17 protein-coding genes are annotated in these 25,336 nt (G+C 68.5%); 7 read left to right on the top strand and 10 right to left on the bottom strand.

Features of this window, described 5'->3' with window-relative positions; all coding sequences use genetic code 11:
- Positions 1–15: 15 nt before the first annotated feature.
- The gene (locus tag QHF84_RS26355) at positions 16–810 is read left to right on the top strand and encodes a hypothetical protein (RefSeq protein ID WP_281316182.1); all 795 of its coding nucleotides are present in this window, start codon (positions 16–18) and stop codon (positions 808–810) included.
- Here the strand turns inward: QHF84_RS26355 and QHF84_RS26350 are convergent.
- The gene (locus QHF84_RS26350) at positions 795–2,351 is read right to left on the bottom strand and encodes an MYXO-CTERM sorting domain-containing protein (RefSeq protein ID WP_281316181.1); all 1,557 of its coding nucleotides are present in this window, start codon (positions 2,349–2,351) and stop codon (positions 795–797) included. The two genes, QHF84_RS26355 and QHF84_RS26350, sit on opposite strands and share 16 nt — an antisense overlap.
- A 77-nt stretch (positions 2,352–2,428) precedes the next feature.
- Entirely contained in the window at positions 2,429–2,851 is a 423-nt protein-coding gene (locus tag QHF84_RS26345) for a MarR family transcriptional regulator (protein ID WP_281316180.1), read from the bottom strand.
- A 95-nt stretch (positions 2,852–2,946) separates the two neighbouring features.
- On the opposite strand from QHF84_RS26345, the gene QHF84_RS26340 reads away from it, so the two are divergent.
- Both QHF84_RS26340 and QHF84_RS26335 read left to right on the top strand, forming a co-directional pair.
- Positions 2,947–4,284 (top strand): carotenoid oxygenase family protein, encoded by a 1,338-nt coding sequence (locus tag QHF84_RS26340; RefSeq protein ID WP_281316179.1) that lies wholly within the window; start codon positions 2,947–2,949, stop codon positions 4,282–4,284.
- 182 nt (positions 4,285–4,466) lie between these two features.
- Positions 4,467–5,969, top strand: coding sequence for a hypothetical protein (locus QHF84_RS26335; RefSeq protein ID WP_281316178.1), 1,503 nt, complete (start codon positions 4,467–4,469; stop codon positions 5,967–5,969).
- Positions 5,970–6,056: 87 nt separating this feature from the next.
- Here QHF84_RS26335 and nhaA read toward each other — a convergent pair whose 3' ends face one another.
- Both nhaA and QHF84_RS26325 read right to left on the bottom strand, forming a co-directional pair.
- Entirely contained in the window at positions 6,057–7,478 is a 1,422-nt protein-coding gene (gene nhaA, locus QHF84_RS26330) for a Na+/H+ antiporter NhaA (protein WP_281316177.1), read from the bottom strand.
- A 498-nt stretch (positions 7,479–7,976) separates the two neighbouring features.
- Positions 7,977–10,712 (bottom strand): PAS domain S-box protein, encoded by a 2,736-nt coding sequence (locus QHF84_RS26325; RefSeq protein WP_281316176.1) that lies wholly within the window; start codon positions 10,710–10,712, stop codon positions 7,977–7,979.
- Positions 10,713–10,984: 272 nt separating this feature from the next.
- Here QHF84_RS26325 and QHF84_RS26320 point away from each other — a divergent pair, with 272 nt between their 5' ends.
- The gene (locus tag QHF84_RS26320; RefSeq protein WP_281316175.1) at positions 10,985–13,090 is read left to right on the top strand and encodes an MASE1 domain-containing protein; all 2,106 of its coding nucleotides are present in this window, start codon (positions 10,985–10,987) and stop codon (positions 13,088–13,090) included.
- Positions 13,091–13,317: 227 nt separating this feature from the next.
- On the top strand, positions 13,318–16,467 hold the full coding sequence (locus tag QHF84_RS26315) for a PAS domain S-box protein (protein ID WP_281316174.1): 3,150 nt from the start codon (positions 13,318–13,320) through the stop codon (positions 16,465–16,467).
- A 19-nt stretch (positions 16,468–16,486) separates the two neighbouring features.
- Here QHF84_RS26315 and QHF84_RS26310 read toward each other — a convergent pair whose 3' ends face one another.
- The 3 genes from QHF84_RS26310 to QHF84_RS26300 all read right to left on the bottom strand — a co-directional run bounded on the left by QHF84_RS26310 (position 16,487) and on the right by QHF84_RS26300 (position 19,840).
- Positions 16,487–17,251: an MBL fold metallo-hydrolase gene (locus QHF84_RS26310; protein ID WP_281316173.1), complete on the bottom strand. Its 765-nt coding sequence runs from the start codon at positions 17,249–17,251 to the stop codon at positions 16,487–16,489.
- A 136-nt stretch (positions 17,252–17,387) separates the two neighbouring features.
- Positions 17,388–18,176: a hypothetical protein gene (locus tag QHF84_RS26305; RefSeq protein ID WP_281316172.1), complete on the bottom strand. Its 789-nt coding sequence runs from the start codon at positions 18,174–18,176 to the stop codon at positions 17,388–17,390.
- A gap of 791 nt (positions 18,177–18,967) precedes the next feature.
- On the bottom strand, positions 18,968–19,840 hold the full coding sequence (locus tag QHF84_RS26300; protein ID WP_281316171.1) for an NmrA family NAD(P)-binding protein: 873 nt from the start codon (positions 19,838–19,840) through the stop codon (positions 18,968–18,970).
- A 53-nt stretch (positions 19,841–19,893) separates the two neighbouring features.
- Between QHF84_RS26300 and QHF84_RS26295 the strand changes: the two genes are divergently transcribed.
- Positions 19,894–20,859, top strand: coding sequence for a LysR family transcriptional regulator (locus tag QHF84_RS26295; RefSeq protein ID WP_281316170.1), 966 nt, complete (start codon positions 19,894–19,896; stop codon positions 20,857–20,859).
- An 85-nt stretch (positions 20,860–20,944) separates the two neighbouring features.
- Here QHF84_RS26295 and QHF84_RS26290 read toward each other — a convergent pair whose 3' ends face one another.
- Both QHF84_RS26290 and QHF84_RS26285 read right to left on the bottom strand, forming a co-directional pair.
- On the bottom strand, positions 20,945–21,148 hold the full coding sequence (locus QHF84_RS26290) for a hypothetical protein (protein ID WP_281316169.1): 204 nt from the start codon (positions 21,146–21,148) through the stop codon (positions 20,945–20,947).
- Between the two features lie 55 nt (positions 21,149–21,203).
- Positions 21,204–21,743, bottom strand: coding sequence for an RNA polymerase sigma factor (locus QHF84_RS26285; RefSeq protein ID WP_281316168.1), 540 nt, complete (start codon positions 21,741–21,743; stop codon positions 21,204–21,206).
- A gap of 650 nt (positions 21,744–22,393) precedes the next feature.
- Between QHF84_RS26285 and QHF84_RS26280 the strand changes: the two genes are divergently transcribed.
- Entirely contained in the window at positions 22,394–23,488 is a 1,095-nt protein-coding gene (locus QHF84_RS26280) for a hypothetical protein (RefSeq protein ID WP_281316167.1), read from the top strand.
- A 69-nt stretch (positions 23,489–23,557) separates the two neighbouring features.
- Here the strand turns inward: QHF84_RS26280 and QHF84_RS26275 are convergent, their stop codons facing one another.
- On the bottom strand, positions 23,558–25,216 hold the full coding sequence (locus tag QHF84_RS26275; protein WP_281316166.1) for a response regulator: 1,659 nt from the start codon (positions 25,214–25,216) through the stop codon (positions 23,558–23,560).
- Between the last annotated feature and the right edge of the window lie 120 nt (positions 25,217–25,336).

The raw sequence follows: 25,336 nt of genomic DNA, 5'->3' as shown, positions 1-25,336 counted from the left end.
AAGGAACCCTCGACCATGAGCGAACCCACACGTGCCCCGCGCAATCCGATGACCCTGAAGCCGGTGGTCCTCGAGCTTCCCGGCATGCACGAAGTGACGGTCCGGACCGACCTCGACGCCGGTGGTCCGACCCTCGATGTGTATACACCGCCGGGCGGCGACGGGCTGCGGCCTGCCGTCGTGTTCGTCTCGGGATACCCGGATCCCGGATTCGAGATGATGCTCGGATGCAAGTTCAAGGACATGGCGTCGTACGTGTCGTGGGCGCGGCTCGTGGCGGCGTCGGGGATGGTCGCGGTCACCTACGCGAACCGGCAGCCCGAGGATGTGGCCCTCGTGATGCGGCATCTTCGCGCGCACGGCGCGACGCTCGGAATCGATCCCGAAAGGATCGGGGTGTGGGCGTCCTCGGGCAACGTCCCCAACGCGTTATCGTTGCTCTTGCGCGACGCCGAGGCCCGGGTCGCGTGTGCCGTGCTCGCGTACGGCCATACGCTCGATCTCGACGGCGCGACGCACGTGGCCGACGCCGCCAAGCAGTACTATTTCGCCACGCCGATTGCCGGCAAATCGATCGACGATCTCCGCGCCGACGTGCCGCTCTTCCTCGCGCGCGCCGGCCGCGACGACCCTGGCCTCAACACCTCGCTCGATCGTTTCGTCGCGGCGGCGCTTTCGCGCAACCTGCCGATCACCCTGACCAACGCCCCGTCCGCGCCGCATGCGTTCGACATCGTCGACGATAACGACACGTCGCGGGAGCAGATCCGCCGGATGCTCGGCTTCCTGCGTTTTCATTTGGCCGGTTGAGGCGCGCGGCGGCGCCGCCGCATCGCCGCGAGCCCCATCATCCCGAGCGCCGCCCACGCGGCCCCCGTCGCCTCCGCATTGCCCACGACCCGGCACCCGCACGATCCCTCGCTGCCAGCATTGCCGGAGCCACCGGAACCGCCGTTCCCGCCCATTCCGCCATTCCCTGCGGCGCCGCCCATTCCGCCGCTCCCTCCCCCACCACCCTCGCCGCCGGACCCGAAGATTCCCGACGAGCTGCTCGCGTCCGAGCTGCTCGGCGCCTCCACGCATTGCCCCGCCATGCACGCCTGGCCCGTCGGGCACGCGGCGCCCATGCAATTGTCCACGCACGTCCCGCCGGCGCAGTGCGTCCCCGCCTCGCACGAAACGCCGATGCAGGCCGGCTCGACGCACAGGCCGCTCGACGTCTCGCACGCCTTGCCGCCCGCACAAGGCAGGCAATCGCAGCGCGTGACGCACACGCCGCCGTCGCATACCTGGCCGCTCTCGCACGTGACGCCGGCGCACGGGTCGACGCACGCGCCCACGCGGCAGACCTGCGGGAACGGACAAGCCACGTCGTCGCACGGGCCCTTGCAGGTGCCGCCGATGCAGACCTTGCCGACCTCGCAGGTCACGTCCTTGCACGCGGCATCCACGCAATACCCGTTGCTGTTACACGCCTGGTCGGGCAGACAGTCGAACTCGCCGCCCTTGCAGCTCTGCACGCACGTGCCCTTGTCGCAAACGAAGCCGCTCGGACAGATGTCCCCCTCGTCCACCGTCCCGTTGCAATCGTCGTCGATCCCGTTGCAATTCTCGCCTTTCGGCTGCGTGAGCTCCTGGCAGACGACGCCGTTCGACGTGCATTGCGTCAAGCCCGACGCGCAGACACCGGGCTTGCCCGTGTCGCAGGGCTGGCCGCCGCCGGAGCACGTGATGCCGGTCAGGAAGAAGACGTCGTCGTTGAAATCGCCGTCGTTGTTCCAGCCCGAGGCCGTGGTCGCGCCGTCCTCGAAGGCGATGTAATAGGCGTTCGCCGTCGTCTTCGAGGCATAAATCACCGCCGTGATCCACGGCGCCGATGGGTTGCAGCTCGAGCAGAGGTTGTTGTACGCCGGGTTCGTATAGTGCGTCTCGCCGCCCACGAGCGCGAAGCCGACGAGACCGCCGGCATAGGCCGGATCGTTCTTGATCGACGTGCCGCTGAACGTGGTGCCGACCGGCGAGTTCGGGGGCACGAGGGTGTGCAGATCCGCCGGCTGCGGCTTCTGTCCGGTCTCGTTGTACCAGGCGAGGCCGAAGTGCGAGCCGGCCTCGTTCAGCACGAAGGTCGCGGTGAACCCGCACAGCGGCGAGAACGCGTTCGGCGTGGTGTGCGCGTCGGCCTTCCAGTCGACGGGATCGTTCTGGTTCTGGAAAAAGGTGTAGAGCTGAACCTCGGCGTTGGCCGAATCGAGCGGCACGACGAGGCCATTGGGCTCGGTGACGACCGCAAAAGCGGTACCGGAGGCGAGAACGAGGGCGAGGGTGGAAGCAAAAAGCGGTGCGCGGCGCATACCCCAGGGTACCGCATCACCGTCCGTTCGTGGGAGTTTTCGTGGGATGGATTCGTGCGCTGCTCTCGGCGTCCGTCTCACGAAAGCCGTGCGAGCACCGCCGCTGCCCTCGCGAGCTCCTCTTTCCCGAATTCCGGGCCGAGGAGCTCGGCCGCAATTCGCCGCGCCGTGGGCACCGCGTCGGCCACGAGCGTGCGCCCGGCTTCGGTGAGCACCGCGAACGTGACGCGCCCGTCGTCCTCGCTCCCCTGACTCGTGATGAGGCCGCGCTTCGTCAGCGGGCGGAGCATCCAGGTCACGCCCGAGGCCGTCACGCCGAGCTGCTGGGCCAGATCGATTCGCCTGAGCCTTCGATCGGGCGCCTGATCGAGCACCTGGAGCAGGTGCAGGTCGTTGAGGCCGATGCCGTGCACCTGGCCGAGCGAAGCGTCGAACCGGCGGATCGTGGTCGCGTGCGCCCGGTTCAGGTCGAACAGGAACGTCATATGGTACGCCGACATGCTGCTTTCTTTTGTTGAGAACTCAAACAAACCCCTTGCGGAGGTCGCACGCGGATGGTACTTGAGCGCTCAACCAACTGCCAGGAGAGAAGTGCATGTCGACGCTGGAAGCCGAGCCGTTCTGGCTGCGTGGTCCCTTCGCCCCGGTCGCAGACGAGGTGACCGCGCACGACCTGCCTGTGCTGGGCGAGCTGCCGCGCGAGCTCACCGGGACCTATTTGCGCAACGGACCCAATCCGAAGGACAGCCCGTCCCGCCATTGGTGGTTCGGCGATGGGATGGTGCACGGCGTCCACCTCGAAGGCGGAAAGGCTCGCTGGTACCGGAATCGCTACGTACGGACCGCAAGGTTTCACGGGACGAACCTCGGGCCCGCGGACGGCGAGGACGCGAGCGCGGCGCGGGCGAGGCGGCTGCGCGGCGGGGGCACGTCGAACACCCACGTCATCGAGCACGCGGGCCGCATTCTCTCGATGGTCGAGGCGGCGCTGCCGATGCAGCTCGATCGGGAGCTCTCGACGGTCGGCGTGTTCGATTTCGACGGGGCCGTGGACACGCCGATGACGGCGCACCCGAAGCGGTGTCCGCTGACGGGCGAGCTCCATTTCTTCGGCTACCAGCCGATACGGCCCTACCTGACATATTACATCGCCGACGCAGCGGGCCGGGTGATCACGAAGCGGGAAATCGAGCTCGACGGTGCGTCCCTTATGCACGATTTCGCCATCACGCGGCACCACGCGCTCTTCTTCGATTCGCCCGCCCGGATGACGCGCGATTGGGGCGACGGGATGCCCTTCACGTGGAGCGACACCCACCGGACGCGCATCGGCGTGGTGCCACGCGCTGGCGGGGCGGTGCGCTGGTTCGACTTCGAGCCGGGGTACCTGAGCCACACGGCCAATGCATTCGAGCGCGACGACGGGACGATCGTCCTCACGGGCGCCCGCTGCGCGCGCTTCGAAGTCAGCCCGCCGTTTCTCTACCACTGGGAGATCGATCTTGCTTCCGGCCGCACCCGCGAAGGGGCGATCGACGAGCGCGTGGTCGATTTTCCTCGCACCGACGACCGCCGCACGGGGCAGCCGCATCGATACACGTACGTCGTCGAGCTTTGCGATTTCGTGGGCGGCACTCCGACGAGCGCGCGCCTTCGGCGCTACGATGCGGCGACGGGCACGTCGGTCGCGCAAGACCTCGGCCCGCAGAACGTGCCCGGCGAGTGTGTATTCGCCCCGAGGAGCGCCGATCCCTCCGAAGACGCGGGCTTTCTGCTCAGCATCGTCTACGACGGCGCGCGCGACGGCAGCGATCTCGTCGTCCTGGACGCCAAGAACTTCGGCGCGGCCCCCTTGGCGCGCGTCCGATTGCCCCAGCGCGTCCCCTTCGGATTCCACGGGTCGTGGGTCCCCGCGGCGCACGCGCCCTCATGAATTCGCAGCCACGAGGCCCCGGAGGACCGTCTCGAGCTCGATCTTGCCCTTGATCGAGCCGGCCTCGCCGCCCTCTGCATGGCGATTTGCTGAGCGTGCTGCAAGCACGTTTACAACTCCAGGACGCATTTACAAGAAGAGAAGGCCACGACTAGCCTTCCCTCGTTTCTTGGAGGATTCTTATGAAACATTCATTTTTCGGCCTGGCCAGCGCGCTCACGCTCCTGCCCTGCGTGCTCGGGACGGCATCTTGCAGCACGGACGGGGACGTGGCCGCTGCTTCCTCGCAATCGCCGGACCCCAGCGGGAGCGGTGGCAGCGGCGGCAGCGGCGGCAGCGGCGGCGGCAGCGGCAATTGGTGCAACGAAGGCGTTCAGAGCCCGGGGTTCGTGCCCTCGCAGCAGAGCTCGGCCCTCGACGTGGATCACGCGAACAACGTGGCCGTCACGGGAAGCTTTTCGGGCGTCCTCCACCTCGGCGACACTTCGCCCGTCCGCGCGTACGACACGGGACTGGACATCTTCGTCGCGAAGCTCGACGCAGAGAGCAAGCCGCTCTGGACCAGGCAGCTCCATGCGAGGAATGGCGAAGGGCTCGGAGTCGCATTCGACCCGATTGGCAATGTCATCGTCACCGGTCATGTCTTCGGCGGCGTCCTCTGCGACGGCCAGCCCCCCGGGACCCCGACGGATCCGGTCGACCACGACATCCTCGTGGCGAAGCTCGATCCGGATGGGAACGTTCTCTGGACGCGCGTCTTCCCTACCCCGTCCGATCAGGTGGGCTTCGACGTGGCCACGAACAGCGAAGGCGAGATCTTCGTGGCGGGTCACATGAGCAACAACTTCGATGGGAAAAGCGACCTGACCTTCGACGAGATCGGCACGCCCCTCCACGTCGAGGCCCCGGTGGGCGCCGTGCTCTTGAAATTGAGCCCGAACGGCAGCGTCGTCTGGGCCAAGAGCTTCGGGAACGCGCTGAGCGCGGCGCTCTCCGTCGACAGCGCTGACCATATCGTCCTCGCGGGCCGCCTCCAGGGGACGACCGATTTCGGCGGACCGGAGCTCACGTCGGAGTCCGATTTCGATACCTTCGTCGCGAAATTCGACGGTTCGGGCAAACACGTCTGGAGCCGAAGCTTCGGAGGCTTCGGCTGGGGGGAGGCTTCCGACGTCGCCGTGGACAGCGGCAACAACATCATCCTCTCGTCCATCTTCTCGGCGTACGTGGATACGGGGGCAGGGCCGATCGTCGGCAACGGCAATACCGATACGGTCCTCTCGAAATACGATCCTTCAGGCAATCACCTCTGGAGCCGAGGCCTCATCAGCGTGCCGGAGAACACGCTCGTGATGGGCGCGTCGGTCGACGTGGACAGCGCCGATAACGTCATCGTCGCGGGAACGTACGGCGGGAGCGTCGACCTCGGCGGCGGTCCGCTCGTGAATGCCAAAGGGGACGATATCTTCCTCGCGAAGTTCGATCCCTCCGGCGGCTGGCTCGCGAGCCAGCGCTTCGGTACGGAGTCCGTGGACCGGGCCGTCGCGGTTCGTATGGACCAGACCGGACGCGCCATCCTCACGGGGGAAAACGCCGCCATCGATTTCGGCGAGGCGCCGAAGGTGCACAACGAGATCCTCCCCCTCGGAGGGAGCCACTTCTTCGTGACCTGGCTCGCCCCCTGAGCGAGCATCCTCATCGTTCAGGCTCGCGTCCGCCTCTGCGGAAGCAGGCGCGAGCCTCCCGCGGCGACGATGTCATCGACCGAAGCGTCACGCCTCCGTCGAGCTCTCCGCCTCGTCGGCCGTTTGTGCAGAGCCCGCCGCCGGCACCGGCGCGAGCAGCAGCCGGCCGAGGACGAGGCCGACGATCGCCGCGACGCCGCTCGCCGAGAGCACGCCGAGCTTCGCCGCAGCGAGCAGCGACGCATCCGCAAACGCAAGCTGCGCGATGAAGAGCGCCATCGTGAACCCCACGCCCGCGACGGCGCCAAGCACGACGAGGTGCCGCAGCCGCATGCCTAGCGGGAGCGTCCCGAGCCGCAAGCGAAGCGCCGCCGTGCTGGCGAGGAGCACGCCGAGCGGTTTGCCCACGACGAGCCCCACGGCGACGGCGGCGAGCACCCGCCATGACGTGGGCTCGAGCGAGCCACCCGTCACGCGCACCCCCGCATTCGCGAGCGCAAAGATGGGCATGATGCCGAACGCCACCCACGGGTGCAGGGTCTCGATCAGGCTCTCGGCGGGCGACATGGCTTCCCGGCGCGCGGCATCCACGTGCCGCAAGGTCTCCGCGAGCGCGTGGGACGAGAGCGCCTCCGGCGCGGTTTTTCCGAGGTGCTCGAGCTCTTCGCGAACGCCGGCGATGAACCCATCGGGTCCGAGCCACGCGCGCACCGGCGTCACGAGCCCAACGAGCACGCCCGCAATCGTCGGATGAATGCCCGCCGCATAGATGCCGGCCCACGCGACGACCGCCGGCACGACATAAGCAAGCTTCGCCCGCACGCCGAGCCGCTGCATCAAGAGCACCCCGCCAAACCCCGCCACGGCGACGAGCAGCCCCGAGATCGAGATTCCAGACGAATAAAACAGCGCAATGACGACGATGGCCCCGAGGTCGTCGATGACGGCGAGCGCAAGCAGGAGCACGCGCAGCGCCGCCGGGACGCGTTTGCCGAGCAGCGTGAGGATTCCGACGGCGAAAGCGATGTCCGTCGCCATCGGGACGCCCCAGCCAGATCGGGTCGCAGGGGCCCCGGCGAAGGCGAGGTAGAGCCCCGCCGGCGCAAGCATGCCGCCCAGCGCCGCCGCAGCAGGGAGCGCCGCGCGCCGCCACTCGGAGAGCTCGCCGTGGTGCATCTCGCGGCGTATCTCCATCCCCACGACGAAGAAGAAGATCACAATCAACCCGTCGTTGACGACCCACTCGAGCGTCCGCTCGAACGTGAAACCGCCGACGCGGATCCCGAGCGGGGTATGCCAAAGGTGGAAGTAACTCTCGGCCCACCGCGAGTTCGCCCAGACGAGCGCGATCGCCGCCGCGACGAGCAGCAAGATCCCACTCGCAGCCTCGATCCGAAGGAATCGCTCGAGCGGACGGCCCGCGAGCCGCGTAAAGCGCAGGAGCGGCTCCCAAGCCTCGGGAGGCGACGAAGGCAGGGGACCCCGCCCCGATGAGCTCTTGATCGACATGCACATCCCTCGCCGGCAAATTCACCGGCTGGGATGGCGGCCCGACCATCCTCGATCCTGCAGCGCCCTTCGCTGCACCCTTGCAAACGCGCGGACAAGATCGCACGTCTCTTGGTTCCCGTCGAGGGGGCTCGCGCCGAATTCGGACGCTCCGCTTGGCGCAAGCCGCCGCGCCGGGGCGCTGCCCCGGGCCCCGCGGGGGCTATTCGCCCCTCGACCCGAACCAGCGCAAGCGCTGGACCTTTTGGGGAAGAACTGCGCGATGCGCAGTTCTTCCCACAGGCCGGTGGCAAGACCAAAGACGGCGTTGCCAGGTGAAGTGGTCTTGGCTGGCAGGGTCGTCGCCGGTCTTGAACCGGCTCGTTCGATGAACTGCGCATCGCGCAGTTCATCGACCCCGAGTCCAGCGCTTGCGCTGGTCCGGGTGCAGGGGCGGACAGCCCCTGCTGGGGCCTGGGGCAACGCCCCAGCGAATCGCCTTCCAGATGAGACCAATGCTCAACTCATGGCGCTGCTCTCCGTGCTCGGCACTGTGAACCGGAATGTCGTCCCCTCATCGTTGCTCTCGACCCAGATTCGGCCGCCGTGTGCTTCGACGATGCCCCGACAAACATAGAGACCGAGGCCCACCCCGAGGACGGGACCCTTGTGTAGCCGCCGAAATCGTTGAAACAGGCGCGGGATGTCCTCTGCGGGGATACGCGGCCCCTGGTTGTGCACCGACACTCGGATTCCCTCCGCCGTGCTCTCGACACCGACGCGGATTGGTGTCCCGGGCGCGCCGTATTTTACCGCGTTCGAGAGCAGGTTCCCGAGCACCTGCTCGATTCGCGTGGGATCTGCGAGGACGCGTGGGACGTCCCCCATGACCTCGACGACGCCACGGCTTCCGAGGGATGCGCGATCGATGGCGCCACGCACGAGGGAAGGCAGATCCGTTGGCTCGAGGGCGAGTTCGAGTTGTTTTGCGTCGATGCGGGTGGTGTCGAGCAGATCGCCGATCAGCCGGTTGAGACGCGCGGCGCTCTGGGAGATGTTCTCTGCGCGCCTTTTTTGGGTGGGCTCGTCGGTGCGGGCGAGGAGCGCGGCGTGGCTGGCGATGGCGGTGAGGGGCTGGCGTAGTTCGTGCGCCACGATGGAACTCCACTCGTCGCGCATCTGCTCCAGCCGCTTGAGACGCGTGATGTCCTCGTACGTCGCAATGGCGCCGAGCACGTGGCCGTGTGCGTCGCGAATGGGGCCCGCGCTCTCCAGCACTGGCAGCCCCTGCTCGTACGGGCGGCACACGACGAGCTCGCGGCCGCGTGTCTCCTCGCCGTGCAGTGCGCGCGCCATGGCGTGCTCCTCCGGGGCGAGGGGTCTTCCCGACGGTTCGCAGAGCGGCGCGAGATACGAGGACGACACCTCGTCCGGATGGGGCGGTCGGCCCAGGATCTCCGCGGCCCTGCGGTTTGCCACGGTGCGCTCTCCCGTTGGCCCGACGGCCAGCACGATCCCCACGGGCGAGTGCTCGATCACGCTGCTCAACCGGCTCCGATCCGCTTCCATCTGCTCGAGGAGCCGCTCGCGCTCCTGCTCGGCTCGTTTTCGCTCGGTGATGTCCCGCGCCACCGCGATGAGCCCGACCGGAACGCCGAGCTCGTCCCGGATCGTCGTGCCCTTGATCTCCACCCACGCGAGGTCGCCATTTTTCCGGTAAAACCTCGTGAGCAGCGACTCCGCGTTCAGATCTTCCCGGAACCGCCTGTAGATCTCTCGATCTTCCTCGTGCGCGATCTTCGCGCCGAGATCGGGATCGGCGTACCATTGCTCGACGGGATAACCGGTCAGCGCGAATACGGAGGGGCTCACGTACTCGAATCGGCGGATCGGCTTGAAGGAGACCTGATATACGACGTCCGACGCGTTCTCGGCGAGGAACCGGAATCGCGCCTCGCTGAGGCGCAGCGCTGCCTCGGTGCGCTTGCGGCGCGCGACGTCGCGCAGCGTGACCAGGTGGATCCCCGGGACGAAATGCGCCCGCGCGCCCATCTCGACTGGGGTCGTGCTGCCATCGTGCAAGTGCAGCGTGATCTCGAGGTCGAGCTCGCCCTGCACGGCGAGGCGCTTCCAGGGCGCTTCGAGCATCGCCGCCGTGGTGGGCGTGACGAGAGACGTCATCCGCCGCCCCACGAGCGCCTCGCGTGTCTCGTGGAAAAGCGCGCACGCGGCCGGGTTCGCGTCGACGAACCGCATGGCCTCGTCGAGCAGGATGATCGCCTCGCGGGCGTTGTGGAAAATCGCGTGGTATTTGCGCTCGCTCTGCCGGAGCCGATCCTCGATCCGCCGCTTCTCGGTGATGTCTTCGATCTGCGAGATGTAATGGAGCGGGATGCCGCGGGCGTCGCGGACCATCGAGGCGCTCAGCATGACGTCGACGATCTCGCCCGTCTTGCGAATGTATCGCTTGGAGAGCTGATACCGCTCGACCTCGCCCCGCAGCAGCCGCCCGACTTGTTCGAGATCGAGCTCGAGATCCTCGGGGTGCGTGATGTCCTGGAAACGCAGGCGCTCGAGCTCCTCGCGCCCGTAGCCGACGATGTCGCAGAGCACGCGATTGACGCGCAAAAAGCGGCCGTCGAGGCCCACCAAGGCCATGCCGATGGGCGCGTCGTCGATCGTCCGGTTCAAGCGCTCTTCCGCGTTGCGGAGCACCTCCTGAGCGCGCCCGAGATCGTCGATGTGCTCGAGCAATCGCTCCTGCGAGCGGGCCCCGTCGAGGGCCCACGCAAAGACGGAAGCGAGCGCCGCGAGAATGGCTTGCACTTCGTCGTTGTCCACGAGCGCGCGCCCGATGCCGCACGTGATCACGCCGAGGAGCTGCCCTGCGGCGAAGAGGGGCGCCGAGATCACGGAAGCCACATCGCAATACGAGACGATCGTCCGCGCATCGACGAACGTGTCGGCCTCCGGCGCCGTGGCCTCGACGCAGCGAGGGCTCCGCGTGGCGACCGCTTCGAACGCGAGGGCCACGCCATGCGCAGGATCGAGCACCGAGAGCCTGGAAAGGACGTCGCTCGGACCACCACGGTGCTCCATGAGCCGAAGCGAGCGCCCCTCCCCGGGGCGGTACAACAAGGCGATTCGCGCATCGAGGTGAAGCTCGATCTGCGAGAAGAGCGTATCGATCACGTACCCGGCCGTGCATGCCCCCGCCGCGAGCGCGGCCACGGACTCCCCGACGGCGAGCGCCACGCGCCCTCCCGGCCGTTCGCCTCCCTGTGCAGGCTTCGAGGAGCCGAGCCCGAATGGCCTCGCGCGGTCCGGACTGGATGCCGATGCCTCGGGCTCTCGCTTCACGGCCAGACTCATGCGACGGGCTCGTCCTCCGACGTAGGGGGGTATATAGGGCCTTCCAGGGTCGCGGGCCACTCGTCCCCTTCCGCGGCATCGGCCAAGCGCGCGCCGAGGGCACATTTCGTGCGTGGTTGGTGCGGGGCCCGGCGCGTGTGTGTCCGGGGGGATCGATGCAACGGCCACGGGCGGGGAGCCAGTCACGACCCATCGCGGTCCTCTTGCTGGCCGTCGTTTACGCGGCCGGCGCCGCGGTCGGTCAGCTCCTCGCCATTCCCCCGGGGAACGTGACGGCTTGTTTTCCCGCTTCGGGCATCGCGCTCGCGGGCATTCTCCTCGGGGGGCGTCGGCTCTGGCCGGGCGTCTGGCTGGGCTCGTTCCTCGTGAACACCTACGCCTTCTTCGACACGACGAGCCTCGCTGGGGCCGCCGTGACGACGCTCGTCGGGGCCATGATCGGCGTGGGCGCCACGATCGAAGCGCTCGTCGCAGCGCGCGTGTTTCCGCCGTGGGACCGCGACGCCGAGGCGCCGCTCGCCCGGGTCCTCGACGTCGCCCGTTTCACGGCGCTGAGCGGGCTCGGCAGCTCCACCACGAGCGCCACGATCGGCACGACGAGCTTGCTCGCCGGCTCCCTGATCACGCCCGCCCATTACGCCGAGACCTGGGTCACGTGGTGGCTCGGCGACGCCGTGGGCATTCTGGTGATCACGCCGCTCCTGCTCGCGTGCAGCCAGCCTCGATGGTGGCGCGTGCACGGCCGCGGCGGCGAGCTCGCGCTCCACCAGCTCGCCCTCTTCGGCTTCCAGGTGCTCCTGATATCGGGAATGCTCCCGGCGCACGGCCCGAATTATCCGCTCGGGCATTTCATCACGCCCTTCCTCGTCTGGGCCGGCGTGCGTCTCGGCCCGCTCGGCGCCGCCCTGGCCGTCTTCAACGTCTCGGCATTGGTGACCTGGGGGGCGGCGCAGGGCACGACCCCTTTCCTTCACGGGACCCGCAACGTCTCGCTCCTCCTCGTGCAAGCCTATGTCGGCGACATGGCGCTGACGACGCTCGTGCTCGCGGCCGTGATCGCCGAGCGCACCCGGGCCGAGATGGCCCTCGCCCATTCCCGCGACGAGCTCGATCTCCGCGTCGCCGAAAGGACGGCGGCCCTCAGCGAGTCCGAGGAGCGTTATCGCATCCTCGTCGAGGTCTCTCCGGACGCGACCCTCCTCGAAAGGTTCGACGCGGACGGGGTGCTTCGCATCGAGTACGCGAATGCGGCGGCGGCGCGCCTGTTCGGCGTGACCCGCGCCGCGGAGCTCCTCGGCAAACCTGTCTTCGATTTCGTCCTCTCGGAGCGCGAGGGCATCGCGCATCGAGGGGTCCTGCGCGCGCTGGAGCACGGCAACCTGGGCCCGGTCGATGGCTGGGTCGCGCGCGCGGATGGCACCACGGTCGAAGTGGAGATCATGCTGGCCCGCGTGCCCCGAGGCGGAAAATGCGCGCTCCTCGCCATTTATCGGGACATCACGCGGCGCAAACAGATCGAGGAGGAACGCGCAGCGCTTTATCGCGAGGCCGAGGAGTCGATCCGCGCCCGCGACGAGTTCCTCGCCATTGCTTCGCACGAGCTGAAGACACCCCTCACCGCGCTCTCGCTCAAGCTCCAGGCGCTCTGCCGGAGCCTCCAGACGGACCCGGACCTCGCCGCGAAGATCGCGCCCGCCCTCGACGTGGCGTTGCGCCAGACGAGGCGGCTCAACACGCTCGTCGACGAGCTGCTCGACGTCTCGCGCATCACCCAGGGCCGGTTGGAGCTGCGTCTCGACGAGGACGTCGATCTGTCCGCCGTGGCCGAAGACGTCGTTCAGCGAATGCAGGACACGGCCGCGCGCGCCGGCTGCGAGCTCAGGCTCGACAGCGACGCGGCCGTCGTGGGGCGCTGGGATCGCTCGCGGGTCGAGCAGGTCCTCATGAACCTCCTGTCGAATGCCATCAAATACGGCGCGAGGGCGCCGATCGACGTGCGCGTCCGCGACGAGGGCGCCTCCGCGCGTGTTTCGGTCACCGATCGAGGCATCGGCATTCCGGCCGAGGATCAGAAGCGGATCTTCGACCGATTCGAGCGGGCCGTGTCGGTGCGCCATTTCGGCGGCTTCGGCCTCGGCTTGTGGATCGCGCGCCGGATCGTCGAGGCGCTCGGCGGTACGATCGCCGTGGAGAGCGCGCCCGGGGAAGGCGCGACGTTCACGGTCACGTTGCCGCGCGCGCGCACGCCGGCCGGGGCATGATCATGCCCCCAGAATTCGCCCTATCATCGTTTTCCCTCCCCAGCGTCGCTCGCGCCGAGATCGTCCGCGTCCGTGGGGCGGTACGAGCAGGAGACCTCATCGGCCGCCGAGAGCGCCCGGCGGATTCTGACGTTCGACAAACATTGTAGGCGTGACACAGAGCCTCGATCGTGTTGTACTGCGAAGGTTGCCCACGCACTCTTCCGCGTGGGGATCCGGCAGGAACCATGGCGGGGGCCGACAAAGGCATCTCTTTCCACCAAGCTCCGTATGGCGCCCTCGCGGCTCGCCTCCTCGGACCTGGGCTCGAGCCAAAGGACGCGCACCAGCTCGCCACCGAGCTCGTGGCCTCGGCGCTCGGCGCGGATGTGACGCTTTTCTACGTCCCGAGCGAGGACGGGTTTACCCTCGTCGTGTCCGCGCATCACGGCGCGCCCGAGGCGCTGCTCGCCCGCGTCGGCTCGCTCCCGCTCGAATCCGCCGCCCTGGCAGCCCAGGTGGCTCGTACGCGGAGCGCCATGGCGATCGACGGCGAAGCCCTGGACCGCCCCTTCGACGTCACCGCGGCCGCCGAACTCGGCTGCGGCCCGAGAGCCCTGGCGGTGCCCCTCGTGGCCGAGGCGCGCGAGCTCGGGGTGCTGGTTTGTTTCCTGCGGCAGGCCGAACACGGCCGGGATCGCACGCTGCCGATGCTGTCCGCGCTCGCCGCCTTCCTCGCGGTTTCGCTCGCCTCCGCGCGTCCGGCGAGCGCCGAGGTCGAGCGGAAAAACCAAAAATATCGCGGCCTGTTCCAGAATGCGTTCGACGGCTTCCTCGTCGCGGACGACGAAGGTCACCTGGTCGACGTCAACCCGCGCGCCTGCGAGCTCTTCTGCGCCACGCGAGACGAGCTCTTGCAGCGGACCGTCTTCGATCTCCGGCCGCCCGAGATCGGGGCCAAGCTCCGGGAGACGTGGGGCGCGTTCCTCGCGTCCGGGCGAAAGAGGGCCGAGGGGCCATTCCGGCGCGTCGACGGCAGCACGTTCGCCGCTGAGTTCACGGCGCAGGCCCATTTCGTGCCGGGCAGGCACGTGGCCATCATCCGTGACGTCAGCACGCGCAAGCGAGCCGAGGACGCGCTGCGCCGGAGCCAGGAGCGCCTCGCACGCGCGCAGCGGATCGCCCAGATCGGGAGCTGGGAATGGGAGCTCGAGACGAACGAGCTCTTCTGGTCGGACGAATGTTATCGCCTCTTCGGCCTGACCCCCGCGGCCGGCCCGATGACCTACGAGGCTTTTCTCGCCCTCGTGCACCCGGACGATCGCGCGAACGTGGACGAGGCGGTCCGATGCGCCCTCCGCGGGACCAGCCGGTATGCCATCGATCACCGCATCATCGCCGCCGACGGCCAACCGCGGATCGTGCACGAGGAGTGCGACGTGATCCGCGACGAGGCGGGTCGCCCGCTCCGCATGTGCGGCACGGTCCGGGACGTGACCGACCAGCGCCGCGCGGAAATGGCGCTCCAGAAGAGCGAGGCCCTCTTCCGGCAGGTCCTCGAGACCTTGCCGGTCGGGGTATGGGTCGCCGACGAGCACGGCAAGCTCGTCCTGGTCAACCCCGCCGGACTGCGCATCTGGGGCGGGGTCCGATTCATCGGGCCGGAGCAGTTCGGTGAATACAAGGCGTGGTGGGTCGACACGGGGAAGGAAATCGCGGCCGAAGAATGGGCAATCGCCCGTGCGGTGCGTAACGGCGAAACCTCGCTGAACGAGCTCATCGAGATCCAGGCCTTCGACGGCACGCGCAGGATCCTGGTGAACTCGGCGGCGCCGGTGCGTGATCCGGAGGGGCGCATCCTCGGGGCGTTCGCCATCAACGACGACGTGACCGAGCAGCGCCGCGCGGAGATGGCGCTCCAGAAGAGCGAGCGGCTCCTGCGGCAGGTGCTCGAGACCCTCCCGGTCGGGGTATGGGTCATCGACGAGCACGGGACCATCCTCCTCGGCAACCCCGCCGGACAACGTGTATGGGCCGGCGCCCGGTACGTCGGCATCGAGCAGTACGACATTTTCAAGGGATGGTGGGTCGACACGGGAAAACCCATCACGCCCGAGGAGTGGGGCGCCGCGCGCGCCGTCCGGAAGGGCGAGACCTCGCTGAACGAGCTCATCGAGATCGAGACGCTCGACGGCACGCGCAAGATCATCTTGCACTCGGCGGCGCCGGTGCGCGACGACGAGGGGCGGATCCTCGGCGCCGTCGTGGTCAACGAGGACGTGACCGAGCGACGCCGGCTCGAAGCGGAGCGCGAGCGGCTCGTCCAAGCCCTTTCCATGGAGCAGCGCTGGCTCCGGACCGTGATCGATCACTCGCCCATCGGAATCGTCCTCTGCAAGGTCGGCGCGGAGCCGGCGTATCTCATGAACCAGAAGGCCGAGGAGCTCATGGGCGCGTCCATGCCGACGGACGTGCGCCATCTCTTGCAGCAGCGGCTCCACCAGCCGGACGGCTCGCCGCTCGCCGAGGGTGATCTCTCGCTCGATCGAGCCTTGCGCGGCGAGGTGGTCACCGGGCGGGAGCTGCTCATCCGGGCGCCCCACGAACTGGACGTGCCGGTATTGACCAATGCGTCACCCATTCGCAGCGAGGGAGGCCAGCTCCTCGGGGCCGTGGTGACCTACGAGGACATCACGCCGCTCAAGGAGCTCGAACGATTGCGCCAGGAATGGACGAGCGTGGTGGCGCACGACCTGCGCCAGCCGGTCACGACCATCCTGATGCTCGCCGGGGGCCTCGCGCGCTCCGGCGCCGACGCCGCGGCGCGCACCCGCGGCGAGCGTATCGTCGGGAGCGCAGCGCGGCTCAGTCGCATGATCGGCGACCTGCTCGATTTGTCGCGGATGGAGGCGCACAGGCTGGAGCTCTTGCGCGCGCCGACCGATGTCCCGGCGCTGCTCGCGCGGGTCATCGAGGCGAGCGGCAGCCGTGAGCGCGTGATGCTCTCGATCCACGGCGAGCTCCCGACGCTCTTCGTGGACCCCCAACGGATCGAGCAGGTCGCGGAGAACCTGCTCTCCAATGCGATCAAATACGGCGAGCCCGGGACGCCGATCGAGATCCTCTCGGAGCGGCGCGGCGACGAGGTGGTGGTGAAGGTGCGAAATCAGGGGCCGGGCATCACCGCCGAGGACATGCGGACCCTGTTCGAGCGATTTCAGCGAGGGGGCGCGAAAGGCAGCGCGATCAAGGGGCTCGGGCTGGGGCTCTACATCGTGCGGGGTCTCGTGGAGGCGCATGGAGGGCGGATCGAAGCCCGCAGCGTCCCCGGGGAGACCACCACATTTTCATTCTCGTTGCCGATCGAGGCCGGCCCCGCGGGAGCGGTGGTGAGCTGAGGGCGGCGCGGGCGCATCGTCATGGGCGTAGCGACACGCCGAAGTGATCGGCGACGTCTTCCCGCGCGACGGGGCCAAAATGCCCGACGAAGTAGCGCTTGGCGTCGGGGGCGAGCTCGTTCAGCAGCCGGGCGACGTCCCGTTGGTTGCTCTCGAGATCACACATGTAGAGGTGCGTGGCCGCGCCCGAGCCCACGAGCGAGCCGCGGAACAGGTCGCCCACGAAGGCAGCGTCGCCGGCCAGCACCACGAGCGAGCCTTTGGTGTGCCCTGGCAGCGGGACGATACGGCCCGGAACGCCCGAGAGCGACGCGAGGTCCACAGGCTCGGTCACGGCGATGTCGGCGTGAAAGGGCGTATAGGTCGCCCCCTCGTCCTCCGTGTGGCGAAAGCGCCCAAGGAAGCCCGTCGGGCAAAGCGGCTCGTTTTTCCCGGTCCCGAGCATACCCTCGTCCCCTTTGCCCGCGACGACGCGCGCCTGGAAACGCGCCTGGAAGTGGCGCGCGGCGCCGGCGTGATCGGCGTGCCCGTGCGTGAGCACGATGGTCTTCGCCATGGCCGGATCGAAGCCCGCGTCACGCAGGTCCTGCTCCAGCACCGGGGCGTTCTTCTCGTAGCCCGGGTCCACCATGACCATCGCGCCGTTGGCGACGAGCAAGTGCGTGTTGATGGAATCGTGCGTGAAGGTGTGCACGTCGAGCCCGGACTGCGCCGAGGTCTGGTGCGTGGAGGAGCAGGCCGAGAGGAGGAGGCCGAACAGGGCGACGGAAGCCGAAGTGCGCACGGCAAGCATACGTCCGAGGACGCTCATCGGCCGCAGCGTCGTGGAGCACGCACGAGGTCCAGAGAAGAAAAACCGCGAGGCGCCCCCCATGGTCACGTTGCCGCGCGCGCGAACGTGAGCGGGGCCGAAGGGCCGTTCACCCGCCGGTCGCGTCCCCCGCCACCGGCGTCTCCAGCTTCCCATTCCCCTTCCGCGTCGCGCGGGCCGCCGACTCTGCGCGCAGCTTCGCCATGGCATCGAGCAGCGGGGCGAGCAGCTTTTTCCCATCCTGAATCCGCGCCGCATCGGATCGCTTCGCCCGGCTCGCCACGTAGCGCCGCAGCCGCACCATGAGCTCCACCCATTCCGTCTCGGCGTCGCGGCCTGCGTCGACGTGCACGCGCTTCTCGGTGCGCGCCTTTTCGACCTCCGCGAGCAGGGCATCACTCTTGTTGATGGCCGCCTCCCACCGCCCGAGCCAGGTGGGCGGCAGCTCGATCGCCGCCAGCGTGGCCGCGTGCTCGGGCGCGCGGAGCACGAGCAGGGCCTCGCGGCAAACCCGATTCTCGTCCGCGATCGGATCGTCGACGTGCGCGAGGCCATCGGGGAATGCGGCCGCGTACACGGCGGCCGCTGCGAGGGCGTTCGCGCTCACGCGGCGCCGCGACTCGACGCCGATGTAGAGCTCGATATGGCGATACCAGGTATCGACCTCGTCGTCGGCGGCTTCGAGCTGCGCGAGCCGAGCGGCGCGCTCTGCGTGGGCGAGCACGTTCCCCGTGACGTGCGCGTCGAGCGCGTCGGCGACGTCCGTGCATTCGCTGATGTAGATGTCCAGCGCAGGCTCCGCGGGGCCGTTGGCAGCGCGTGTCCCGAGGTTTTCCTTGATCTTCTTGGCGATGTCGCGCTTTTGTGCGCGCGGGATCTGGTTCAAGCTGACGCCCATGGGTCCTCGTGTTCCCCCCCAAGTCAGCCGGCGAACGTAGCAGGGGTTTCCTTCCGAAGGAAGGAAACGCACGGATCCGACGCAAGCGAGGGGGAAACGTTCCTGGTTGCGTCATCGCGACGCTAGAAGCGAGGGGAGAACGTTCCGCGGTGCGTCATCGCGAAGCTGGAAGCGAGGGTGGAACGTTCCCGGCTGCGTCATAACGAAGCTACAAGAGCGAAAGGAACGTTCCTGGCTGCGTCATAGGCGCGCTGGGAGGATGGGGGAAACGTTCCGTAGTGCCTCCCAGCGACGCTACAGGAACGGGGGGAACGTTCCCGGCTGCGTCCTAGGCACGGTGGGAGGATGGGGGAGACGTTCCTGGCTGGGTCCCAGGCGAGCTGGGAGGACGGGGGGAACGCGGTGGGCATTGTCCTCGCCGGGCGAATCACGCGACGGGAGGATTCCCCGGTGGCTGATAGGCCGGCGTGGAGCGGAAGCGGAGGCGGACGCGGAGGCGGAAGCGGAAGCGCACGCGGAAGCGGCAACAGGAATCTGTTTGGCGTCGTCCATCCAGGGCTCGCTCGACATTGCCTTCTCGAAGGACGACGTTGCCCACGCCGGGAGCCTGCGGCGCATCGCCGAGCTCCACGCGAAGAGCATGCAGCTCACGGCGCGCGACACGAAAGACTTCGCCACCCAGGAGCAGGCCGACATGCTCGCCGCCCTCCTCCGCGCCACCTCCTCGAACGAAGCTCACCGAGCGCGACGGTCGAAGCGGTCGTGCACGCTGGACGAGCGGACTCCCACGGCTACGAGGACGCGCCGGCCATCGTGCGGGCGAACGAGCGATATGTCCGCAATGGGCGGCCGAGCATCGCGACGAGTCGCTCGGCGGCGCCAGGGGCGCCGAGCACTCCTTCGCGAAGGATGCCACGGAACACGAGCTTCAGATCATACGCCCCCGCAGCCGGCATCACGCCGCGCATCCGTTGCTCCACGGCATCGAGATCGTCCCCCTCGTAGGTGACGTTCTCGCCGAGCACGTCGGACCACAACCGAACGATGCTCTGCCCCGTGTGCGCCTCCGGGCCGACGACCTCGATCACCTCGGTCGGGAGTGGCGCGGCCGACCGCTCGCGTCGCAGGAGCTCGAGGGCCGCGACCTCGGCGACATCGACCAGGTCCACCACCGTGACGCCAACGCTGCCGAGCGGGGTCGTGTAACGATGGTGTCTGGTAATCGCATCCTTCAACGGGACGTCGTTCTGGAAGACCGCGTTCGGCCTCAGGATGGTGGTGGGGAGGCCGAGCTTTCGGATCGTCTGCTCGGCCGCGAGCTTTGCGGCCGCCCTCGACGCGTCGGTAAAGCGGTCGACCCCCATCATCGAGAGGTAGACGACGCGCTGGATCCTCGCCTCGTCGATCAGGCTGAGCGTGAGGAGCACCCTGGCGAGCTCGTCCGCGACGGCCGGGTTCAGGACGAATACCGTGCTGGCCTCGCGGAGCAGACGGCGCATGAGCTCAATATCGAAGATGTCGCCAATCACCTCCTCGACGCCGGCGGGCGCCCCACGTGGAGACGGCTCACTTCCGAACGCGCGGACCTCCGCACCCCGCCTCGCCAGCTCCTCGACCACGTGGGAGCCGATCTGTCCTGTACCGCCGATCGCTAGAATTGCCATGCGTTCCTCCGTGACGTCTCAGGACGCACTCCGCGTCCCGAGTCGCACGTTGAATGTTTCTGCCGTCGAGTGATAGTGGTTGCTTTGGCGCTCGGCGTTCCACTGACGGCACACCCATGGACCTCCTCGCTCTCGTCGCCTTCCATGAGATCGTCGGCCATGGCGGCATCGGCCGCGCGAGCCGTGCCACGGGGCAGCCGAAGACGACCTTGTCACGCCGCCTGAGGGAACTGGAGGACGCGCTGGGGGTCCGGCTCGTCGAGCGCGGTCCCAAGACGTTCCGGCTCACGGAGGAGGGCGCGATGCTCCACCGGCAAACCGGCGGCTTGCTGGCCGAGATCGAGGACGTGGGCCAAGCCCTCGCCGGCGGGCTCTCCCGTCCGCGCGGACCCCTGAGAGTGAGCGTGCCGACGCTGTTCGCAGACCTCTACATGGGCCGGATCGCTGCGCGCTTCGTGGCTCGTTATCCCGAGATCGCTCTCGAGGTCCTGAGCGAGAACCGGCTGATCGATCCTCTGATCGAGGGCGTCGATCTCGTGGTGCGCGTCAATCCGCATCTCGACGAGAGCCTCGTCGGGAGGATCGTCATGCGAGAGGAAACCCTCCTCGTCGCGCCGCCATCCCTCGAGAGGCCCCGAAGGCGAGCCGGCGACGAGGCGAGTACCGGCGTGCCAGCGATCATCCTGCCGACGACGGCAGGAATGCCGGTGTGGCTCGTCGAAGGGAAGAACGGAATCGAGGCCTTCACTCCCGTGCCTGTCCTCAGGACATCATCGGTGTCGATGGCGTGGCAGGCAGCTCGCAACGGGGCGGGCGCCGCGCTGCTGCCGGGCTCGCTCGTCGATGAGGACCTGCGCTCGGGCAGGCTCATATGCTGGGGTAGCGTCCCCGAGCGGCGGACCGAGATCTGGGTGCTCTACACATCGCGGAGGTTGCTCAGTCCGAAGGTGTCTGCCTTTGTCGAGCTCCTCTGCGCTGCTTTCCCGCACCAGCGCGCCCCGAGGTCGAAGGAAAGCTAGGACCCATCAGCGCTGGAGGAGCGCGGCGACGCCGTCAGCGAGACCTTCGCGTCGAAGCGCTCCACGGTCGGCGCGGTCTCGTCGGTCACCGCGATGAACCCGTCGTCGAGGCCTGGTAGTGAAACACGAAGCCTGCTCCATGCAGCTCGGAGCCGTACTCTTCGACGCATCCTCGCAGGCGCGCGATCGTCGCATTCGGCACATCGGGGCCCACGCTCGTCGAGCCATCTTTCAGCGAGGGATATTCGATATTGGTCGCACAGCCAAACGGGGCGATCGCCACCGTCATGCACGCGAAAAACATGCTCTGGAGGCGGGGGCGGGAGCGGAAGCGGAAGCGGAGTTCAGGCGAGCGCGAGCGTTTGCAGGTGCCGTCGGGCGAGGAAAAGGCGTGCGTAGGCGGTCTTCGTCTTGATGCCGAGCGCTTCGGCGATCTCCCGAATCGACCGGCCCTCCAGGTACGGCATGACCACCGCCCGGATGCGCGGGCCGACCTTCCAGAGGAACCGCTTCAGCCGGAACAGTCCATACATCGCCTGCAAGAGCGTATCGGGCGACGACGCGTGTTCCTGCTCGGGACAGTCCTCCGCGAGCCCCACGAAGACCTCTCGCTCGTGACGCGCGAGCTTTCGATAATTGCTCGCACGGTTCAGCCCGATCACCACGAGCCACGGACGAGCCTGCTCCGGCGTGACCAAACATTCGAGCCGTCGCCAGGCCGTGAGGAAGACCTCCTGGACGACATCCTCCACGTCACGGGAGGGGATGGCCTGCGTGAGAAGGAGGCGGAGAAGGAACTCGCGGTGTTCGAGGTAAAGACGGCCGAGCAACGCGTGCGACGCCGTAAAGTTTGCCGGCGGAAGATGGAGCGGTATCGTGACCATTAGCTCATGGCTCCGGTTGGTGCGGGGTTGTGGGTCAGACGCCGGTCGGTGGTGCGAACACCGGCTGGCGTCGTTTGGTTTCGTCTCATGAAACGGGGCGTGATTCAACCGTCAAATGCGGAAAATGGTTCGTCGCGGGAAAGCTCACGATCGACCGAGAATGAGGCGCCGGGCGTTGTAATGGGAGCCGTGATCCTGGGCTGAGGGAATCATCCCGGAGGTCTGCTGCCGCCGCCGCTACCGCCTCCGCTTCCGCTACCGCCTCCGCTTCGGATTCCGCTTCCGCTTCCGCCTCCGCCTCCGCTTCCGCTCCCGCTCCCGGGCGATGCACGCGCAGGGGTAATGGATTACCCTTTGCATCTCCGGCCGGTGGATGGAGACCCGTCGCTGCGCAGGAACGACGGCGATCGACCATTACGGCTCGATTCAGCCCCGTCGGCGCGACGGTGAGGGGCCGAGACCGCAGTCCTCGACCTCCGCGGAAAGCGGCGCGCGGCACCGGAGCCTCTTCACGCTATCACGAGAGCCTTCCCTTCCGGAAGCTGGATCAAGATCCAGGTCGCGAGCCGGGTCGCGCTGACGCAGGGTGCCTCCCCCGGCGGGCGACCAGCGGACCTCACCGCGCGTCCTGCCACTTAAGGAGAAAACTCATGACGCGTTTTGCTTCCCTTCGTTCGCTCGGCACGGTTGTCGCGGTCCTCGGCCTGAGCAGCCTCGGACTCCTCGGCGGCGCATGCTCCAGCTCCACGCCCGACGAATCGGACGCCGAGCACCTCGGCTCGGCCGACTCCGCCCTGACGGACGCCCAGTGCGACTACTTCGACGTCAATGGCAAGATCCAGATCTGCCACCACACGGGCTCCGCCAAGCACCCCTACACCATCATCAGGACCAGCGTGCAGGCGTGCGCCGACGCGTTCGCCGCGCACGCCGGTGATTACGTCACCAGCACCGACCCGACCTCGCCGCTCTACGACCCGACCTGTCAGGGCGGCGGCTGTCTGCCCGCGGGCGCGCCGAGCGACGCCACCCTGCCGTGCTGCGACGGGCTCGTCAGCCAGAACGGAACCTGCACCGACCCCTGCGACGCGGACCCTTGCCAGAACGGCGGCTCGTGCGCGGCAAACAGCACCGGCTACACCTGCGCATGCCCGGCGGGCTTCACGGGGACGAACTGCCAGATCAACATCGACGAGTGCGAGAACAATCCCTGCCTCCATGGCTCCTGCACCGACGGCGTGAACAGCTACACGTGCGCGTGTGACCCCGGCTGGACGGGGAAGGACTGCGACACGCCCACCTGCGTCCCCACCACCTGCGCCGCGCAGGGCGCGACCTGCGGCACCCTCTCCGACGGCTGCGGCGGCACGCTCGACTGCGGCTCGTGCGGGGCGGGCTCCACCTGCGAGGACGGCACTTGCCAGCCGTCGGGGCCGGTATGCCCGTGTGATGCGCTGCCCGGATGGCTGGACTTCAACGTCAGCGGCACCCAGTGCATCAACTATTCGGGCCAGATAAGCTCCGTCTACCTCTACTTGAAAGACACCGGCAGCTCGCGAGGAATCTTCGTCCAGTCCGCGATCGAGGAGAGTCCTGGCACCCCGGGCGGCCCGGCCATGTGCGGAGTCGTGGGCCCGAACAACGTGGGCAACGCCTTCATCAATCTCGACACCCAAGATCAACTGGAGGCCTGCGTGCAGAGCCTCTCGGTGGTCTCCACGGCCGGCGGGGTGCCCTGCCCCTAGCGCCGCCCTTCGAGGCGCACCGCCAGCGCTCCGGCGGCGCGCCTCGAAGATCCACCGCCCGACGCAGCCTCACCGACCCCCGCTCGGCAAGCTCGCCATCACCTGCCCGAGCTCGGCGGCCGACCTCACCCCCAGCTTCTCCATCCCCTCCGCCCGGTGCAGCCGCACGGTCGACTCGGAGATCCCGAGCTCCGCCGCGATCTGCTTGTTCAGCATCCCCCGCGCCACCCGCTCGCACACCTCGCGCTGGCGCGGCGAGAGCGCCGCGAGGAGGGCGGCGCGCGCCTCCACCTCGGCCCGCGCCGCCCGCGCCTCCGCGTCCAGGGCGAGGGCGCGAGCCACGGCGGCGAGCAGGGCCTCCTCGTCAATGGGCTCCACCAGGAAGTCCACCGCGCCCGCCTTCATCGCCTCCACGGCCAAGGTCACGTCGGCGACTTCGCTGGTGAACACGACCGGCAGCGCGCTCGCGCTCTCGCGCAGGACGGCCCTCACCTCCAGGCCGTTCAGATCGGGGAGGTGGACGTCGATCACCACACAACCCGCCCCCGCCGCGCGCGTCGCCGAAAGGAAGGCGAGCGACGACGCGAACGCCTGCACTGCGTGCCCCGCCTCCTCGAGCAGCCCGACCGCGGCCCCGCGCCAGGAGGGATCCCGGTGCACCAGGAAGACGGTCACCGCCGCCTCCTCGCGCGGGGGCGGGCTCGTCGCGCGGGACCGCGGGCCCGGCGGCGCCTCGGTCGCGACGAGCCCGCGCCGCCTCGTCTCGGCGTAGGTCTCGCCGAACTCCGCAGCATACGCGGCGCCGAAGCTCTCCACGCGCAGGAAACCCGAAGCGTGGGCCACGCTCGCCGCCGTCTCGCCCGGCTCGGCCCGGAGCAGGCGCTCCCGCGCCAGGAGGAGGCGCTTCCTGCGGAGGAAGTCCCTCGGGGTGGTGCCCCGATGCGTCACGAAGGCCGCGTCGATCGATGCCATACTCGCGCCGGCGAGTGTCGTCAGATCGGTCGTGACGATCGGGTCCTTCGCGTGGGCGTCGAGGTACTCCTCGACGAGCCGCACCACGGTCCGGCTCGACGGCGGCGCCACCTTCTCCAGGAGGTGGGCGTGATCGTGGGGTTGCCCGAGGAGCAGCGCGCGCGCCGCCGCCTCGCCGAGGCTGGCCATCACCAGCGGGTGGCCCAGGGCTCGCCCGGCCTGCTCGGTCTCGGTGGACAGGAAGCGGCAAAGCCGATCCAGGAAGGTCCCGGGGCCGTCGCGGGTGGGCATTGACAACGAAAATGCAAGGGGCCCGCGGACGGCCACGCCGGTGAGCGCCTCGAGCTGCGCCTCGAGGTAACGAGCGTCGATGCGGAGGGTGAAGTGGTGGGACGAGCCCGCCGTGCTCCACTCGGACCGGGCCCCCGGCGAGAGCACGGCGGCGCGCAGGCCGGGGACGATCTCCGCCGCGTCCCCCGACGAGGCCGCCCATAACGGGCCGCCGGCCGCCAGGCTGACGGTGTAGCCCGAGGTCACGCCGCGCAGGCACACGGCGGAGGTGATGGCGCCCGAGAAGAGGGTGACGGGCCCCAGGTCGACGGGGGTGGCACGCCACTCGAAGGGGGGACCGTGGCCGCGGACGTCGGCGGTGAGGTCGCCGTAGACCTTTGCGAGGAGCTCGCGGGCGATCTCCAGGTCACGCGTGTGGATGAGGGGAGGGCGTTCGAGCCCCTGGCGAGCGGTTCGGTCAAGCATGGTCGGCCGGCGCGGGACGGAAGGAGCGGGGAGCATACAGCATCAAAAACGCGTGGCGCGCGGACTCGAAGGAGCGCAGGCGATTCGTCGCACGGCTCGCTCGAGCACGGGGCCGACCTC

Origin of the sequence: Polyangium sp. y55x31 (genome assembly GCF_029946505.1) — a bacterium.
Classification (GTDB): domain Bacteria; phylum Myxococcota_A; class Polyangia; order Polyangiales; family Polyangiaceae; genus Polyangium.
The sequence above is the reverse complement of the archived record's forward strand: the minus strand, read 5'-3'. Positions and strand labels throughout refer to the sequence as shown.